The sequence below is a fragment of the Cupriavidus sp. 05L411 genome (genome assembly GCF_056398045.1).
Genome location: NZ_JBFTOQ010000048.1, coordinates 39,160 through 55,380, shown reverse-complemented (window position 1 = coordinate 55,380; position 16,221 = coordinate 39,160). Strand labels below are relative to the sequence as shown.

Annotated in this window: 13 protein-coding genes; 8 read left to right on the top strand and 5 right to left on the bottom strand. The window is 65.0% G+C overall.

Translation table 11 applies throughout. The features are described 5' to 3' along the window. The first annotated feature begins 363 nt into the window (after positions 1-363). The 4 genes from AC1DQR_RS33915 to AC1DQR_RS33900 are packed head-to-tail and all read left to right on the top strand — an operon-like array spanning position 364 to position 5,206. Positions 364-627: a hypothetical protein gene (locus AC1DQR_RS33915; RefSeq protein WP_477134594.1), complete on the top strand. Its 264-nt coding sequence runs from the start codon at positions 364-366 to the stop codon at positions 625-627. Continuing rightward, the gene (mdtN, locus tag AC1DQR_RS33910; protein ID WP_416052623.1) at positions 624-1,673 is read left to right on the top strand and encodes a multidrug transporter subunit MdtN; all 1,050 of its coding nucleotides are present in this window, start codon (positions 624-626) and stop codon (positions 1,671-1,673) included. The genes AC1DQR_RS33915 and mdtN overlap by 4 nt, the downstream gene beginning before the upstream one ends. Further along, positions 1,654-3,681 carry an FUSC family protein gene (locus AC1DQR_RS33905; protein ID WP_477134593.1) on the top strand — a complete coding sequence of 676 codons (2,028 nt, stop codon included), beginning with the start codon at positions 1,654-1,656 and terminating at the stop codon, positions 3,679-3,681. The genes mdtN and AC1DQR_RS33905 overlap by 20 nt, the downstream gene beginning before the upstream one ends. Beyond that, positions 3,668-5,206 carry a TolC family protein gene (locus AC1DQR_RS33900; protein ID WP_477134592.1) on the top strand — a complete coding sequence of 513 codons (1,539 nt, stop codon included), beginning with the start codon at positions 3,668-3,670 and terminating at the stop codon, positions 5,204-5,206. The genes AC1DQR_RS33905 and AC1DQR_RS33900 overlap by 14 nt, the downstream gene beginning before the upstream one ends. Positions 5,207-5,249: 43 nt before the next feature. On the opposite strand, the gene AC1DQR_RS33895 is transcribed toward AC1DQR_RS33900, so the two are convergent. The 5 genes from AC1DQR_RS33895 to AC1DQR_RS33875 all read right to left on the bottom strand — a co-directional run bounded on the left by AC1DQR_RS33895 (position 5,250) and on the right by AC1DQR_RS33875 (position 10,702). After that, positions 5,250-6,584, bottom strand: coding sequence for a spinster family MFS transporter (locus AC1DQR_RS33895; protein WP_416052626.1), 1,335 nt, complete (start codon positions 6,582-6,584; stop codon positions 5,250-5,252). A 182-nt stretch (positions 6,585-6,766) separates the two neighbouring features. After that, positions 6,767-7,738 (bottom strand): quinone oxidoreductase family protein, encoded by a 972-nt coding sequence (locus tag AC1DQR_RS33890; protein ID WP_477134591.1) that lies wholly within the window; start codon positions 7,736-7,738, stop codon positions 6,767-6,769. Between the two features lie 228 nt (positions 7,739-7,966). Further along, a complete protein-coding gene (locus AC1DQR_RS33885) occupies positions 7,967-9,025 on the bottom strand; it encodes a beta-keto acid cleavage family enzyme (RefSeq protein ID WP_477134590.1) in 1,059 nt (352 codons plus the stop codon). Positions 9,026-9,090: 65 nt separating this feature from the next. Beyond that, positions 9,091-9,939, bottom strand: a complete 849-nt coding sequence (locus tag AC1DQR_RS33880; RefSeq protein WP_416052629.1) for a TauD/TfdA dioxygenase family protein — start codon at positions 9,937-9,939, stop codon at positions 9,091-9,093. Positions 9,940-10,102: 163 nt separating this feature from the next. Next, positions 10,103-10,702: an RBBP9/YdeN family alpha/beta hydrolase gene (locus tag AC1DQR_RS33875; protein ID WP_416053260.1), complete on the bottom strand. Its 600-nt coding sequence runs from the start codon at positions 10,700-10,702 to the stop codon at positions 10,103-10,105. Between the two features lie 224 nt (positions 10,703-10,926). Here AC1DQR_RS33875 and AC1DQR_RS33870 point away from each other — a divergent pair, with 224 nt between their 5' ends. From AC1DQR_RS33870 to AC1DQR_RS33855, 4 genes are all read left to right on the top strand, one after another. Then, positions 10,927-11,964 carry an AraC family transcriptional regulator gene (locus AC1DQR_RS33870; RefSeq protein ID WP_416052630.1) on the top strand — a complete coding sequence of 346 codons (1,038 nt, stop codon included), beginning with the start codon at positions 10,927-10,929 and terminating at the stop codon, positions 11,962-11,964. A gap of 495 nt (positions 11,965-12,459) precedes the next feature. Next, on the top strand, positions 12,460-13,146 hold the full coding sequence (locus AC1DQR_RS33865; protein WP_416052631.1) for a hydrolase: 687 nt from the start codon (positions 12,460-12,462) through the stop codon (positions 13,144-13,146). Between the two features lie 217 nt (positions 13,147-13,363). Beyond that, entirely contained in the window at positions 13,364-14,185 is an 822-nt protein-coding gene (locus AC1DQR_RS33860; protein ID WP_416053261.1) for an alpha/beta fold hydrolase, read from the top strand. Positions 14,186-14,340: 155 nt separating this feature from the next. Next, positions 14,341-16,206: an amidohydrolase gene (locus AC1DQR_RS33855; RefSeq protein ID WP_253930547.1), complete on the top strand. Its 1,866-nt coding sequence runs from the start codon at positions 14,341-14,343 to the stop codon at positions 16,204-16,206. Positions 16,207-16,221: the final 15 nt, after the last annotated feature.

The following is a 16,221-nucleotide window of genomic DNA, read 5'->3' as shown; positions in this document are numbered from 1 at the left end:
TTGAAGCGGTCAACTTCACGCAGACTCATGGTGATCAACCCTCGATCCTTCACGGCGCGCTCCCGTCCAACCCAGGCGCTACCAGTATAGGTCTATCCAGAGGACATTCTGATGTGGCTGGAAGCGGACATTCTGATTTGGCCTTTACACACCTAAAAGACGCATAATTAGCCTTATGTTAAATCATGAAAATTCTAAATCCACGCCTGAGACGCTGACTGGCTGAACGTCCATCCCCCCCATCCTTGGCTCCCCAGCAGCGCCGCGCATCGTCAGCCCGGCGTTGACCAACTTTTCCTTGTCCCTTGGACAATCGCGAATACTCGCTGCTATATTGCGTGAACCAATCCTGCCCCAGATCCCATGGCACGCTCGCTTGTGCTTGTCGCGTTGGCCGCTTCGCTCTACGGTTGCGCCGGTGCTCCGTCCTTCAGCCTGTTTGGCGCCTATTTTCCGCTTTGGCTCTTGAGCGCCCTGATCGGCATCGTGGGCGCCGTCATTTCCTGGCGGCTGTTTATCCTGGCCGGCTGGGCGGATATCGTCGGCTTCCCGCTGCTGGCGAACACGGCAATCGGCCTGATGGTCGCTGAAATCGTCTGGCTATCGGCTACGGGACACATCCTATGAAAATGGCCGGCGTCCGCAAAAGCCCGCTACGCGGGAAACTGATCGCCCTGGCGATCGTCGTTCTGGCCATCCTGCTCTCCATCTATGCCTGGCATCGCACCGTGCGGTTTCCGTCTTCCGATGATGCCGGGCTCGATGCTGACATGGTGCATGTGGCGTCGCCCGTGGGCGGCCGGATCTCGAGGATCCTCGTCAGCGAGAACCAGCACGTGGCCAAGGGCGACGTGCTGTTCGAGATCGATCCTGTGCCATACCGGCTAGCCGTGGCCCAGGCGACTGCCGATCTGGAACTGGCGCAGGCTGCGCTGGGCACGCGCAGACGCACGATTGCCACCGAACACGCCAACGCGGCGATTGCCTCGGAGCAGACCGCCCGTACCGAGCAGAACTACGCGCTGACCGCGCGCACCGTGGAGCGTCTGCGCCCGTTGGCCGCGGATGGCTACGTGCCGAAGCAGCAGCTCGACCAGGCCGAGGTGGCGCAGCGCGACGCGGCGGTATCGCTGAAACAGGCCAATGTGCAGCGTGCCGCGACGGCAAAGGCGGTGGGCACGGAAGACGACGCCACGGCGACCGTGCGAGCGCGCGAGGCGGCGCTGGCCATCGCCCAGCGGGCACTGGACGACACCGTGGTTCGCGCCCCGCATGACGGCCGCGTGAGTGGCCTGACCGTGTTGTCCGGCGAAGTGGTGATTCCCAATCAGTCCCTCTTCCTGCTAGTGCATACCGGCGAATGGTTCGCTGTCGCCAATTTCCGTGAAACCCAGCTGGCCGATATCCGTCTGGGCGATTGCGCCACGGTCTATTCAATGATCGACCGCAGCCATGCCATGCGCGGCAAGGTCGAGGGCATTGGCATTGGCATCACCGATACCGAGCGCCTGAACCTGCCGCGTTCCCTGCCCTATGTCCAGCCGTCGGTGAACTGGGTGCATGTTGCCAAACGATTCCCGGTGCGGATCAAGCTTGAAGAACCGCCGGAAACGCTGGCCCGGGTGGGCGCGAGTGCAACCGTCGAGATCCGGCATGGCGCAGCCTGCCGCTGACAAGTTGCGTCTCGGGCTGGCCGATCTCGGCGCCCTGCTGGCACCGTTTCCGGGCCGCGCATCGGCCACCACGCGCATTGCCGTGGCGTGCACGTTGACGGTGCTCGTCACCAGCATCTATGGCACGCCGGAGGTGGCCATCTCCGCCTATATCGTCTTTTTCATCAACCGGGCGGATCGCACCACCAGCATCGTGATGAGCGTGGCGGCGCTGGTGCTGGTCAGCATCATCATCGGACTCGTGATGCTGCTGGCCGATTTCAGTGTCGATGATCCACTGCGCCGGGTGGCGTGCATGGCCGTGCTGTCGGCCGCCCTGCTCTTCCTGACCTCAGCCAGCAAGCTGCGCCCGGTGGGCGCCATCATCGCCATGATCATCGGGTTCGGGCTCGACGAACTCGGCCTGGTGCCCGGCGGTGAGATCGCCACGCGCGCCCTGCTCTATGCCTGGCTGATGGTGGCGATTCCGATTGGCGTGAACGTGGCGGTCAACCTGGTGCTGGGGGCGGCGCCGCGCCGGCTGGCCTGCGACCGGCTGGCCCATTGCCTGCGCGTGGCTGCGGCCTGCCTGCGCGATCCGCCACCGGACGGCGCCGCGCTGCACGCAGCCTTGCACGCCGGCGTTCAACCGGTGGCGGGCTGGCTGAAGCTGGCAAGGATCGAAGGCTCGGCCAATGCCAGCGACGTAGCCGCGCTGCGTCATGCCGCGGCGTCAACCATGGCGATCCTGCTGGCGGTCGATGTCGCCTGCCGGCAGCCGGGCGCACCCCTGCCCGCCCCGGTTGCCGACCCGATCGCCGACACGCTTGACGCGATGGCGCGCATGCTCGATGCGGGCGGCTATCCGGTGGAAATCGGGCTGAGCCCACCGGACGCCAGCCAGCTTGCGCCGGCGCAGGCGGCGGTTGCCAGGGAACTGCACTCGGCCATCAACGGCTTTGCCGAGCCCCCTGAAGCGGACACGGCGACCGATACAGCGACAGCCCCGATGCCGCCAGCCAGCCATGGCGGCTTCCTCGACGCAGATGCCTTTAGCAATCGCGGCCACATCCACTACGCGCTCAAGACCACCGGCGCGGCGATGTTCTGCTACCTGCTCTATCAGCAGCTCAACTGGCCGGGCATTCATACCTGCTTCATCACGTGTTATCTCGTGTCGCTCGGGACCGCCGCGGAGACCGTGGAGAAGCTTTCGCTGCGGCTGGCCGGCTGCCTGGCCGGCGCGTTCATCGGCACGGCCGCCCTCGTCTATGTCGTGCCTTCGCTGTCGTCGGTGGGCGGACTCATGTTGCTCGTCTTCGCGGGCTCGTGGATATCCGGCTGGGTTGCGCAAGGCTCTGCGCGCATCGCCTACGCAGGCTTCCAGATCGCGTTCGCGTTCTACCTGTGTGTCATCCAGGGCGCAGGCCCAGGCTTTGACCTGACCATCGCGCGTGACCGGGTCATCGGCATCATGCTTGGCAACCTGATGGTCTACCTGGTGTTCACGCGCATCTGGCCGGTCAGCATTGCCGCGCGCATCGAAGCGGCGCTGGGCCGGCTGGTCGAGCAATGGCAGCAACTGGCGCATGCCAGGCGGCCCGACGACCGGCGCGGGCATGCCACGGCCGCGCTGGCCTTGCAGGGCGATATCGCGCAGGACCTGATCCTCGCGCACTATGAGCCGGCGTCCGTGGGCCCGGCACCCGAGTGGGTCGAAGACCGCCAGCGGCGCCTACGCTCGCTCGACGCGATTGCCGGTCCGGCGTTCCTGTTCGCCGAGCGGTACCCGGGCGACCCTGACCTCGCGCGGCGGCTTCGCACGCTGCGGACCCACGATACGGCGCCGCAGCCAGTGCCGCCCGCTCACGCCACTGAGGCCACTAATGCCACCACTGAGGCCCACGCCGCCGGTCACGACGGCCCGGCCCGCGACGCCTTGCTGGCCCTCATCGACAAACGCCTGGCCGCCTCCGTTGCCGACGCCGCGCAGGCGGCCCACCCTTCCCCAATCCATGCGCAAACGTGATTCGCTGGTGATTCCGCTATCGCTGATTGCTGCGACGCTGGCCGGTTGTGCCACGTCGTCGCTGAATCTCGCGCCTGTGCAAGCCGATCGGCCGTGGCAGCCCGCCACCACGGCATCCGGAGACATCGTGCCCGGCGCCGCGGCCAGGGCCGCACCCGCGCCAGGGCCTTCCGACTACACGCTGCCCGCCAATTCGGCGCTGGCGTCGATTGCACCGCCGCCCGCGCTCGATCCGGCGCACGCGTACTCGCTGCCGGAACTAATCGACATGGCCGAGTCCGCCAACCCGCTGACGCGCATCGCGTGGAACGACGCACGCAATGCGGCGCTGGCCGCGGGCATCGCCAAGGCCAGCTACCTGCCGCACATCTCGGCCGCGGCCATGGGCGGCTACCAGAACGGGCATCTTTCCACCAGCACGCCCCTGGGATCGGCTGGCACGAACACATCCACCCACGGCGCGGTGTCGGTACTGTCGCTGCAATGGCTGCTGTTCGATTTCGGTGAACGTGCAGGGATTGTCGATGCCGCGGAGCAAACTTCGATCGCCGTCAATATTGCGTTCACGGCCGTTCACCAGCGCATCGTGCACGATGTCAGCGTGGCGTTCTACCGCTATCAGGCTGCCCGGTCGCGCGGCGGCACGGTGCAGCAGGCCATGACCAACGCCGAWGCCGTGCTCGCGGCCGCCAARGCCCGCTACCAGCGCGGCATCGGCACGGTCGTGGAGGTGGCGCAGGCCACCCAGAACCGTGCGCAGACCAACCTTGCGATGGTGCAAGCACAGGGCGCCGAGACCGACGCGTATCTGGCCCTGCTCACGGCCATCGGTATCTCGCCGTTGTCCAAACCACGCATCGCCGAAATGCCCGTGCGGCCCTTGTCGCCCGCCTTGCGCGGCTCCATCGAGCAGATCGTCGAAAGCGCGATCGCGCAGCGGCCCGACGTGCTGAGCGCCTATGCGGTCGAGCGCGCCAGCCAGGCCAAGGTCAAGGCAGCCGAGGCGGCGTTCCTGCCCAAGGTGTTCCTGTCCGCGTACACGTCGTATGCGTCGGGTGGATCGTCCATCTCCGCGATTCCGCCAATCGGCCAGCAGCCGCCGACGCTGAACCTCAACGGCTATCGCTACGGCGCTAGCGTATTCCTTGGCGTTACCGTGCCCATCTACGACGGCGGGGTGCGCTCGGCGGTGGTCGCGCAGTCGCGCAATGACGTCGACAGCGCATCGGCCCGGCTGACGCGCGCCAAGGAAGAATCGGTGCGGCAAGTGGTGATCAGCCAGAGCGCGCTCGAATCGAGCCTGGCGGCGTACGACGCGGCCAAGGCGCTGGCCGACGCCGCCCAGGTCACCTACAACGCGGCCTTTGCTGCGTATAGCAAGGGCGTGGGATCGGTAACCGATGCCAACCTGGCGCAGAACCAGTTGCTGCTGGCATGGAACGCGTCGACCGATGCGTACAGCGGCGCGCTGGCCGCCGCCGCCACGCTGGCGCTCGCGACCGGGGCGATCGGCTCGACGCGTTGAGCCACCCGAATCCGACTCCGTCCGCCTCGGCTTCCAAAACCCATCACGCGGATGCAGATGCGAGCGGTACTTCGTTGTAAGTCTGCAGGCGGTTGTCGGCCCGATGCAGATCCGATTCATACTGGCGCGCCGCCAAAAGGAAACACGCAGCGGCGACCAAGCCGAATGCCGGCATCACCGCAAGGGCCGTCTGCAGGCCAAGGGCATCTGAAATCGCCCCTCCGACGAATGGCCCAACCGCAAGGCCAAACATGTTCTGAAAGAGCGACAGTAGTGCGGCGCCGGTGGAACGGACGCCCGGGTGAACGACGTCGAGCACAATACCCGCCGCCGGCCCGACCGTACACGTCATCAGGAAGCCGCCGAACGCAATCAGCAGGAACTGCTGGCCGGCCGGCATCGTAACAGTAAAGGCCGCAACAAAAACCAGCAGGGTCGCCACGCACAGGAACGCCACGGCGAGAGGCTTGTTGCGTGGCCGGCGCGCAGCCGCCCTGTCCACCACGAGACCCCATACGAAGGCCCCCAGCGCGCCGCACAACACGATCAGCGCCGCCTGCTTGGCGGCAACATCCGGGGCTGCGCCGTGGAACCGGTTGAAGTAGCTGGGGAGCCAGGCCCAGACGGTAGACACCACGATGAGCTGAAACGCTGCGCCGACGCAGGTCCACCAAACCGTACGCGAGTCAGACAACGCGCTTGCGACGTGCCTGATGAAGTTCCATGGTGATTCCTTCGCCTTGTGCAGCCGGGATGTCAGTTCCACGGTCTTGTAGTCAGGCACGAACAGGTACAGCAGCGCGATTGCCAGGCCCGGGAAGCCCACCACACCGAACGCTGCCTGCCAGCCCCAGCGCTGGGCGATCACGCCGCCCAGCATGACGCCGAGGACAGCGCCAATGGAGCCGGCGGCAAAGAACGCTCCCAGCAACATGGAGCGCATGCGCTTAGGGAACAAGCTCGCAATCAGTGCCGCACCGACGGAACCATAGCCACTTTCGCCAACGCCGACCATGGCGCGTGCGGCAAACAACTGACTGTAGTTGCGAGTAAACATGCATGAAATGGTCGCTACGCTCCATACCGTTGCCATCACGGCGACACTCTTGACCCGGCTCATCCGATCGGCCAGAAGAGCGACGGGCAGGCCGCCCAGTGCGACAACGATCGAGATGATCGACACCAGTGCGCCAAGCTGCTTGTCCGACAAGCTCCACGCCTCCTTCAAGTGGGGAAACAACGAGACAATGACCTGCCGGTCGATGTAGTCGAACAGCATCAGCGCAAAGGTCATGGCAAAGGCAAACCAGGCTCGGGGCCGGCTGACCAGATAGTCATCGCGATCATCGGGTCCGGAATGCGGGGTGTGCGGGTTCATGCGTGTCTCCATAGTGGGTTGGCTCTTGCATTGAGAGCCACCTCTGATGCTTGCACAGTCTGCTACGTGCAACTGACATTGCCGGCAGCCTTCCGGCATGGTGCGTTCAAAGTCAGGCGGACACGCCAGCAATGCGTCCTTGCTGCTTGCCGCTTGTGCTTCGGCAACGTGACAATGCCCTGTCAGGGCACCAGGATGGTCGAGCCTACTGTCTTGCGCGAATCGAGCGCCCGATGCGCGTCGGCGGCATCGGCCAGGGCAAAGGTCTGCTGGGGCTCGCTCGCGATGCGCCCGGCCAGCACGTGGTCGAACAGTTCCTTGGCCATGTCCAGCATGTGCGCGCGCGGCTGGATATAGTGCATCATGGCGGGCCGCGTGAACCAGATCGATCCCTTCACGGCCAGCATCTGGGAGTCGACGATCACCGCTCCCGACGAGGTGCCGTTGCTGACCAGCGAACCGCGCGGCTGCAGGCAGTCCAGAGAGGCTTCCAACGTGTCCTTGCCCACTGAGTCATAGACCACCGGAACGCCCTTGCCGTCGGTGATCTCCTTGACGCGCTGCACGATGTTCTCGCGCGAGGTCACGATGGTGTGCGCACAGCCGTTGGCCTTGGCGATCGCGGCCTTCTCATCGGTACTCACGGTTCCGATCATGGTGACGCCCATCGCCCGCGCCCACTGGCAGGCGATCAGCCCCACGCCACCCGCAGCCGCGTGGTAGAGGATGGTCTCGCCACCCTGGAGCGGGTAGACCTGACGGAACAGGTATTGCGCCGTCATGCCCTTCATCATCAGCGTGGCGGCGGTGCGCTCGGAAATGCCATCGGGCAGCGGGATCAGCACCGCGGCCGGCATCACGCGCACCTGGGAGTAAGCGCCCTGCGGCCCGATCAGGTAGCCGACGCGGTCACCCACGCGGATGTCCGTCACGCCGGAACCCACGGCCTCGACCACACCGACCGCGTCGGAGCCCAGCCCGTTGGGCAGCGCCAGCGGGTAGCGGCCGGTGCGGAAATAGATATCGATGAAGTTCAGCGCGACGTAGCTGTGGCGCACGCGAGCCTCGCCGGGGCCGGGCTCGCCGACCTCGACGTCCTCGAACTTCAGCACTTCCGGGCCGCCGGTTTCGTAGAAGCGAATGGCTTTTGACATGATTGTCTTCCTATGTATGTTCTGTGGGGCTTTGCGCCGCCGGCTCAGTTGGTCACTGACAGCCCGGCGACGGGGTTGGTGGGCGGACCAGAGGCGCAGACGCGTAAAGGGCGAGGGGCGAGGGGCGAAGGGCGACGGCAACCCCGAGAAGCGTCGCGCGCCGGCCATACCTGGTTGCTTGCTTCATCATGGGTCTCCTCGTCGTCGTGAGCCAGGGCGTGGCGGCGCTCAGGCGACCTTGCGCAGGTGGCCCTGCTGGCGGCCGATGCGGTTGGGCGCGAAGCCGTTGGCCGCCAGGGACGCCTCCACGGTGTCGTAGAACACGCCGATCTTGGAAATCTCGCGCGCCTGCTGCGCGGTGGCGATCGGGCGGCCGAACTCATGTGAAATGCGCACCAGTTGCTCGATCTGCTGGACCGTGCTGAATTTACTGGAGCGCTGCTGGTTCCAGAGGTTGTCCTCGATGCCGCAGCGCACATGCAGGCCCATGGCGATGCCCATCATGTTGATCGGCAGCACGTTGAGCACGGAGCTTTCCACCGTCAGCACTGCGCCATCGGGCACGGCGCGCACGATGTTGGCCATGTTGTAGATGTTGGGCGCGTCCATGCCACCGCTGATGGCCACCCAGTTCATGACCAGCGGGCCTTTGTAGATGCCCCTGCGCATCAGGCGCTCGACCGACTCGAAGCTGTTGATGTTGTAGCACTGGAAAGCGCTTTGGATGCCGGCAGCCGACAGGCGGCGGATGTGCTCCTCGACCCAGCCTGGCTGCGAGGGCACCGTCATTTCCTTGTAAGCCTGAAAGGTGGCCGGATCTTCCATCGACGTGCCGCGCAGGTCTTCGTAATCGAAGTGCTCCAGCACATTCATCTGCGAGGTGTTCACAGTCACGGTGACCTGGTCGGGCTTGGGGTCGAGATCGGCCAGCATGTGGCGCGTATCGTCGGAGAGCCACTTGGCGGCGGCGCCATCGGTCTCTGGCGCGAAGGAGATCGAACCACCCACCTGGATGATCATCTCGGGCACGGCCTTGCGCACGCCGGCGACCAGCTCGTTGAATTTGGACAACCGCTTGGAGCCGCGGCCATCGAGTTCGCGTACGTGCAGGTGCAGCACCGTGGCACCCGCGTTGTAGCAATCCACGGCCTTCTGGATCTGCGCCTCCATCGTCACCGGGATGTCCTCGGGAAAGTCAGAGGGGACATAGGACGGCGCGTAGGGCGCGGCCGTGATGATGAGTGGTTGCTGGTTTTCGGGGAACAGGTGTCCATCGAGAAAGTTCATGGCGTGTCTCCAGGGGGAAAGAAGAAAGGGATAGGGCTAGCGGGAGTGAGGGTCAGAACACCAAGTCAGAACACCTTGTCGCCGATGATGCCGGCGCGCTCCATCTTGCGATGGCAGGGCGGGTAGTCCATCACGGCGTAGTGCTGCGTCGAGCGGTTGTCCCAGATGGCGATGCTGTTCGGCTTCCAGCGCCAGCGCACCTGATACTCGGGGATCAAGGCCTGGCCGATCAGGTACTGCAGCAGCGCCGATCCGCCTTGGGTGAAGTCCTGGCCGTAGCGCACGTTGGCCGCCGTGTGGAAGTTCGAAAAATGGGTGGCGAAGCCGTTGACGAACAGCACCTTCTCGCCGGTCTCGGGATGGGTGCGCACCACGGGATGTTCGGCATCCGGGTACTGGGCCTTGAGTGCCAGGCGTTTCTCAATCGGCATGGCCGCACCGAACGTGGCTTCGATGCTGTGCCGCGCACGCAGGCCGGCGATCTGGAGCTTGACCTGGTCGGGCAGCTTCTCGTAGGCCAGCGCCATGTTGGCCCACATGGTGTCGCCGCCCACCGGCGGGCATTCCACGCAGCGCAGCACGCAGCCCATTGGCGGCGTCTCGCGCCAGGTGGCGTCGCAGTGCCAGCCGTTCTCGTAACGGTCGTTGGGAGCCTCTGGCGATTTGTAGATGCGCACCAGGCCCGGGTGATCCGGGTCGCTGCCGACCACGGGGTGGTCCTCGAGCTCGCCGAAGCGGCGCGCGAAGCCCACATGCTCGGCGCGCGTGATGTCCTGGTCGCGCAGGAACAGCACCTTGTGCTTGAGCAGCGCGGCCCTGATCTCGGCGAACAGCCCATCGTCGTGCACGGCGTCTGCCAGGTTCACGTTCACAAGCTCGGCACCGATGGCGCACGTCAGCGGTTTGATATGCATGGTTTGTCTCCTTCGTTTTTTTGTTCAAATCACCACCACGGACGGGCCCGTCGTCTTGCGGGACTCAAAGTCGCGGTGGGCACGCCCCGCTACATGCGGCGCGTAGCGGTGGTCGGGCCGCTCTTGCGTTGAGAGCTGCCGCCAATGCTTGATGCTTGCCCGGTCAGTGCTGCAACGTGGGCTCGGAACGGCTAGAGCGGCGCCCTGTGTCAAGCCGCTCGATCAACTGCGAGGCCATCGGCCAGGGCCCATAGCCAGATGCCGGGTTCAGATGGCCGACCTTGCCCAGGTCCACCGTGTCACTGCCCCAGGCCTGCGCGAGTTCGATCACCCTGGGCAGATCGCCCAGCGGATCGTCTTGGCTGGTAGCGACCAGGCTGGGAAACGGAAGCCGCTGGCGTGGTACCGGGAGCCAGCCACTAGACTTAATCGCGGAGAGTGTCGGGTAGCCTTCCGGCATGGGGCGTTCAAAGTCAGGCGGACATGCCAGCAATGCGCCCTTGATGCGTGCTGCGTGTGCGGTTGTCAGGGCCCAGTGGGCAAGCATGATGCAGCCACCGCTGTGGGCGACCAGCAGTACAGGGCCGCCAATGTCTGCCACCGCCTGCTCAATTGCCGCGACACGGCGAGAACAGTCCAGGTTCTCGCGCCCCATCGGCGGCACTGTGCGTGCACCGGGCAGTTGCTCAGCCAGTAATGTCTGCCAATGGTCGGCAACCTGGTCACGCAGGCCGGGGACGATAAGCACAGTGGACGTTGTCATGATGGATTTCGATTTGAGTTTGTGCTGGGACTCGGGTCTGTCAACAGCTCGCGTCTGCGCATGAGGTCCGGCTTGAAGACTGAAGCCACGCTGTGTGCCATCGATCTCGCACCGCCGGACATCGGGGATCAGATCCACATCAGATCCACATCGAAAGACTATCTCTGCAAGACCAAATGCGATGTATTATTTGGGACATTCAATATCTAAATTGGGACACACCCATGCCCGGCTACACGCCCTTGATCCGAAGCGCCAGTCTTACCGGCTACATGGAACTGGCGCGCCACCATGGACTCAACCCTGAGGCGATGCTGCGCAAGGTGGGATTGAGTCCTCGAAGCCTTCTCGATCCCGACATGCCGGTCACTTCCATGGCGGTACGCCAGCTGCTTGAGGACAGCGCATCGATGGCAGGGGTGGAAGACTTCGGCTTGCGGCTGGCCATGGACCGGCGGCTGGCCAACCTGGGCCCGATCAGTTTTGTGATGCGTGAAGCACCCGATGCCAGGCAGGCACTGGACAACCTGTGTCGCTATATGCGCCTGATCAATGCGGCGCTGCTGACTAGCATCGAAGACTTTGGCGATGCCGTATTGATTCGCGAAGAGATCCTGGTCACCGGCAAGTACCCGGTGCGGCAGTCCATTGAAATGGCCGTGGGCGTGCTATACCGCGCGATCCAGGAACTACTGGGGCCAACCTGGCGGCCCCGAAGCATCTGTTTCGAGCATCGTCAACCGCACGGTGCTACGTGTCACAAAGCGCTGTTTGGCTCCGTGGTTGAATTCAATGCGAGTTTCAATGGCATCGTCTGTGCGGCAAAGGACCTCGCTGCGCCCATGCCGGCCAATGACTACCGTATGACGCCCTATGTCCGTCGCTTTCTCGACCAGGCCCTGTCTGGATCCGAGGAGAGTGCGACGCACACCGTTCGGCAGGTCGTGATTGCCATGTTGCCCGGGGGCAGGTGTACGTCGGACCAGGTGGCGAAGCACCTTGGCGTGGATCGCCGAACTTTGCATCGCCGGCTCGTTGCGGAAGGCACAAGCTTTTTGTCACTGCTCCAGGCGGTCCGAGCGGAACTCGCCTCCCGCCAGATCCTCGACAGCGATCGCTCCCTTGCCGAACTCGCCGATCTGCTCGGCTTCTCAAGCCCCAGCGCTTTCGCTTTCTGGTTCAGAAAGCACTTTGGCATGACGGTGTCGAGCTGGAAGCAAAGCGCACAGGCAGTCGCAAGTGCATTGCCGCAACGTGACTGATCTTCGCCCTCTCCCACTGTAATCTCCGCACCGAGGCGGGCCAGTTTCTGGCCGGGCTCGCCGGTATGATCGCCTCATACCAAAGGGCAATAGACGCACCCTGCCCCTGCGCCTAGCCTTGCGCTGACCTGGCGGCAGATATTCCTGGCCCGGACGCTGCGCGGAACGGCGCTTGGCCCGGCGCTGCGCCCATCTCCTTTCCGGGTCTTGGCCATATCTGCGTCAAAGGACGGGAATTCCACGGGATTCCCGAACGCGGGCGCGTTGATCCGCGCCTGACCAGCAGCAGCCCGCCCTGCCCATCTACGCCCCACAACGGCTGACTAATACGAAGAGACAATGGCGATGAGCACCATGCCCCTTTAACCTTCGTTCGAGGTGCTTGCGCAGAGCTCCGCCACACTCCCGCGCTGCACCCGACCAGGAATCGGCCGTCCGTGGCCTGTGCCGCGCCATGCCGGCACGATCCTGCCAACCCAACTTCAGGAGAGAATCATGACCAATCCCAAGCTAGAAGTGCTGACCCCTCAGAACAGCCAGCTGATCTTCATCGATCATCAGCCGCAAATGGCTTTCGGCGTGCAGTCGATGGATCGCCAGGCCATGAAGAACAATGTGGTTGGGCTGGCCAAGGCGGCCAGGATCTTCAATATTCCCACCACCATCACCACGGTGGAGAGCGAGTCGTTCTCGGGCTATACCTACCCCGAACTGCTCGACGTATTCCCCGGCCAGAAGACGCTGGAACGCACCTCGATGAACTCGTGGGACGACCAGAAGGTGCGCGACGCGCTGAAAGCCAACGGCCGCAAGAAGGTCGTCGTCGCCGGCCTGTGGACCGAAGTCTGCAACACCACCTTCGCCCTGTGCGCGATGCTCGAAGGCGACTACGAGATCTACATGGTTGGCGATGCCTCCGGCGGCACCAGCAAGGAAGCGCATGACTACGCCATGCAGCGCATGGTGCAGGCCGGCGTGGTACCGGTGACCTGGCAGCAGGTGCTGCTCGAATGGCAGCGCGACTGGGCGCACCGTGACAGCTATGACGCCGTGATGAAACTGGTCAAGGAACACTCGGGTGCCTACGGCATGGGCGTGGACTATGCCTACACCATGGTGCACAAGGCCGAGCAACGTACCGCCACGCCGCACGAGTCGCTCGCGCCGGTACCGGCCCGCTGATTCGCCGCCAACACCACCCTTATCTCTCGGGCAGACAAGCATGAGCGCGCAATCCAATCAGCAAGGCATGGCCCAGAACCCAGCGCGGCGCGAGCTGCTGGTTTCCGGCGCCAGCACGGCCGGTGCCGCCGCCCTCGCGGCCCTGGGCAGCACCGCCGCCGTTGCCGCCGGCAAGCCGCAGGGCCACGCCGCATCCCACCATACCGGAGCACGCAGCATGAACACCGTTACCACCAAGGATGGCACCCGGATCTACTACAAGGACTGGGGCACCGGCCGCCCGGTCGTGTTCTCGCACGGCTGGCCGTTGAATGCCGACGCCTGGGACGCGCAGATGCTGTTCCTGGTGCAGCACGGCTTCCGCGTGATCGCGCATGACCGCCGTGGCCATGGCCGCTCCGACCAGCCCGCCAAGGGCAACGACATGGACACCTATGCCGACGACCTGGCAGCGGTGATCGAAGCGCTGGACCTGAAGGGTGCGGCGCTGGTTGGCCATTCCACCGGCGGTGGCGAGGTGGCCCACTACATCGGCCGCCACGGCACCAGGCGCGTGGCCAAGGCCGTGCTGATCGGCGCGGTGCCGCCCATCATGGTCAAGACCCCGTCCAACCCCGGCGGCCTGCCGATGGACGTGTTCGACGGCATCCGCAAGAACACGGCTGAAAACCGTTCGCAGTTCTTCAAGGATCTGGCGGTGCCCTTCTTCGGCTTCAACCGTCCCGGCGCCAAGGTCTCGCAAGGCACCATCGATGCGTTCTGGGCGCAGGGCATGACCGGCAGCATCCTGGGCCAGTACCTGTGCATCAAGGAATTCTCGGAAGTCGACTACACCGAGGATCTGAAGAAGATCGATGTGCCGACGCTGATCCTGCACGGTGATGACGACCAGATCGTGCCGATCGACGATGCGGGCAAGCTCAGCGCCAAGATCGTCAAGAACGCCACGCTGAAGGTCTACCCGGGTGGCGCGCATGGCATGTGCGTGGTGGAAGCCGACAAGGTCAACGCCGACCTGCTGGCCTTCCTCTCGGCCTGATGAACACGCCGTCCCGCGACCAGCAGACAGGCCGGGACGGCGTGTCTGCATCCGATGCCCCCCGGTCCCCCTCGCCTTCCGTCTCACTGACCCGCCGCCAGTTCATCGCCGGCGCCGCCGCGCTCGGCGCGGCTGCCGCCAGCCGGAGTTTCGCCATGACCCAAACCAGCACGCCCGAGCTCATCCTCGTCAACGGCAAGTTCGCAACGCTCGACCGCGCCAATCCGCAGGCCGAAGCCGTGGCCATCAGCGACGGCAAGTTCATCGCCGTCGGCACCCGGCACGAGATCATGCAACTGGCCGGCGCCGCCACCAAGGTGGTCGACCTGCAAGGCCGCCGCGCGATTCCCGGGCTGATCGACAGCCACATGCACATTATTCGCGGCGGGCTGAACTACAACATGGAGCTGCGCTGGGACGGCGTGCGCTCGCTAGCCGATGCCATGCGCATGCTCAAGGACCAGGTGGCGCGCACGCCCGCGCCGCAGTGGGTGCGCGTGGTCGGCGGCTTTACCGAGCATCAGTTCGCCGAAAAACGCCTGCCGACCATCGAGGAGCTGAATGCGGCGGCGCCGGATACGCCTGTGTTCATCCTGCACCTGTACGACCGAGCCATCCTCAACGGCGCCGCCCTGCGCGCCGTGGGCTATACCAAGGACACGCCGAACCCGCCGGGCGGCGAGATCGTGCACGACAAGGCCGGCAATCCCACGGGCCTGCTGCTCGCCAAGCCAAACGCCACGATCCTCTACGCCACGCTGGCCAAGGGCCCCAAGCTGCCGCCCGAATACCAGAAGAACTCCACGCGCCACTTCATGCGCGAGGTGAACCGTCTTGGCGTGACCGGCGTCATCGACGCTGGCGGCGGCTACCAGAACTACCCCGAGGACTACCACATCATCGAGGAGCTGCACAAAGACGGGCAGCTCACGGTGCGCCTGGCCTACAACCTGTTCACGCAGAAGCCCAAGGACGAACTCAGCGATTTCAGCGGCTGGTCCAAGCAGATCAAGCCCGGCCAGGGCGACGACCTGTATCGCCACAACGGCGCCGGCGAGATGCTGGTCTACAGCGCCGCCGACTTCGAGGACTTCCGCGTCGAGCGGCCCGACATGCCGCCGTCGATGGAAGGCGACCTGGAGCCGGTGATCCGCCTGCTGGCGGAGAACCGCTGGCCCTGGCGCCTGCACGCCACCTACAACGAGACCATCTCGCGCGCGCTGGATGTCTACGAGAAGGTGGCGAAGGACGTGCCCTTCGACGGCCTGCACTGGTTCTTCGACCACGCCGAGACCATCACGGACCGCAACATCGACCGCATCGCGGCGCTGGGCGGCGGCATCGCCGTGCAACACCGCATGGCCTACCAGGGCGAGTATTTCGTCGAGCGCTACGGCGCGCGCGCGGCCGAGGCCACGCCGCCGATCAAGCGCATGCTCGAGCGCGGTGTCAAGGTCGGCGCCGGCACCGACGCCACGCGCGTGGCCTCATACAACCCGTGGGTGTCGCTGTACTGGCTGACGACCGGCAAGACGGTGGGCGGGCTGTCGATGTATCCGCAAGCCAACCTGCTCGACCGCGAAACGGCGCTGCGGCTGTGGACCGAAGCCAACACCTGGTTCTCCTCCGAGGAAGGCAAGAAGGGCCAGATCAAGGCCGGCCAGCTGGCCGACCTGGCGGTGCTCTCCGCCGACTACTTCAGCGTGCCCGGAGACGATATCCAGGACATCACCTCGGTGATGACCGTGCTGGGCGGCAAGGTGGTGTATGGCGACGGCGATTTTGACAAGCTCGCGCCGGCGCTGCCGCCCGCCATGCCGGACTGGTCGCCGGTGCGCCACGCTGGCGGCTACCAGCCACGGCCGCAGGCCAAAGCGCTCGCGCTCAACACCGCGTGCGCCTGCGCCAGTGCCTGCGGCGTGCACGGCCACGGCCATGCGAACGCGTGGACGGCCGGCGTGCCTGCGTCGGACGAAAGCACATTCTGGGGCGCGCTCGGCTGTTCCTGCTGGGCCTTCTGAGACGCGCGTCCGATC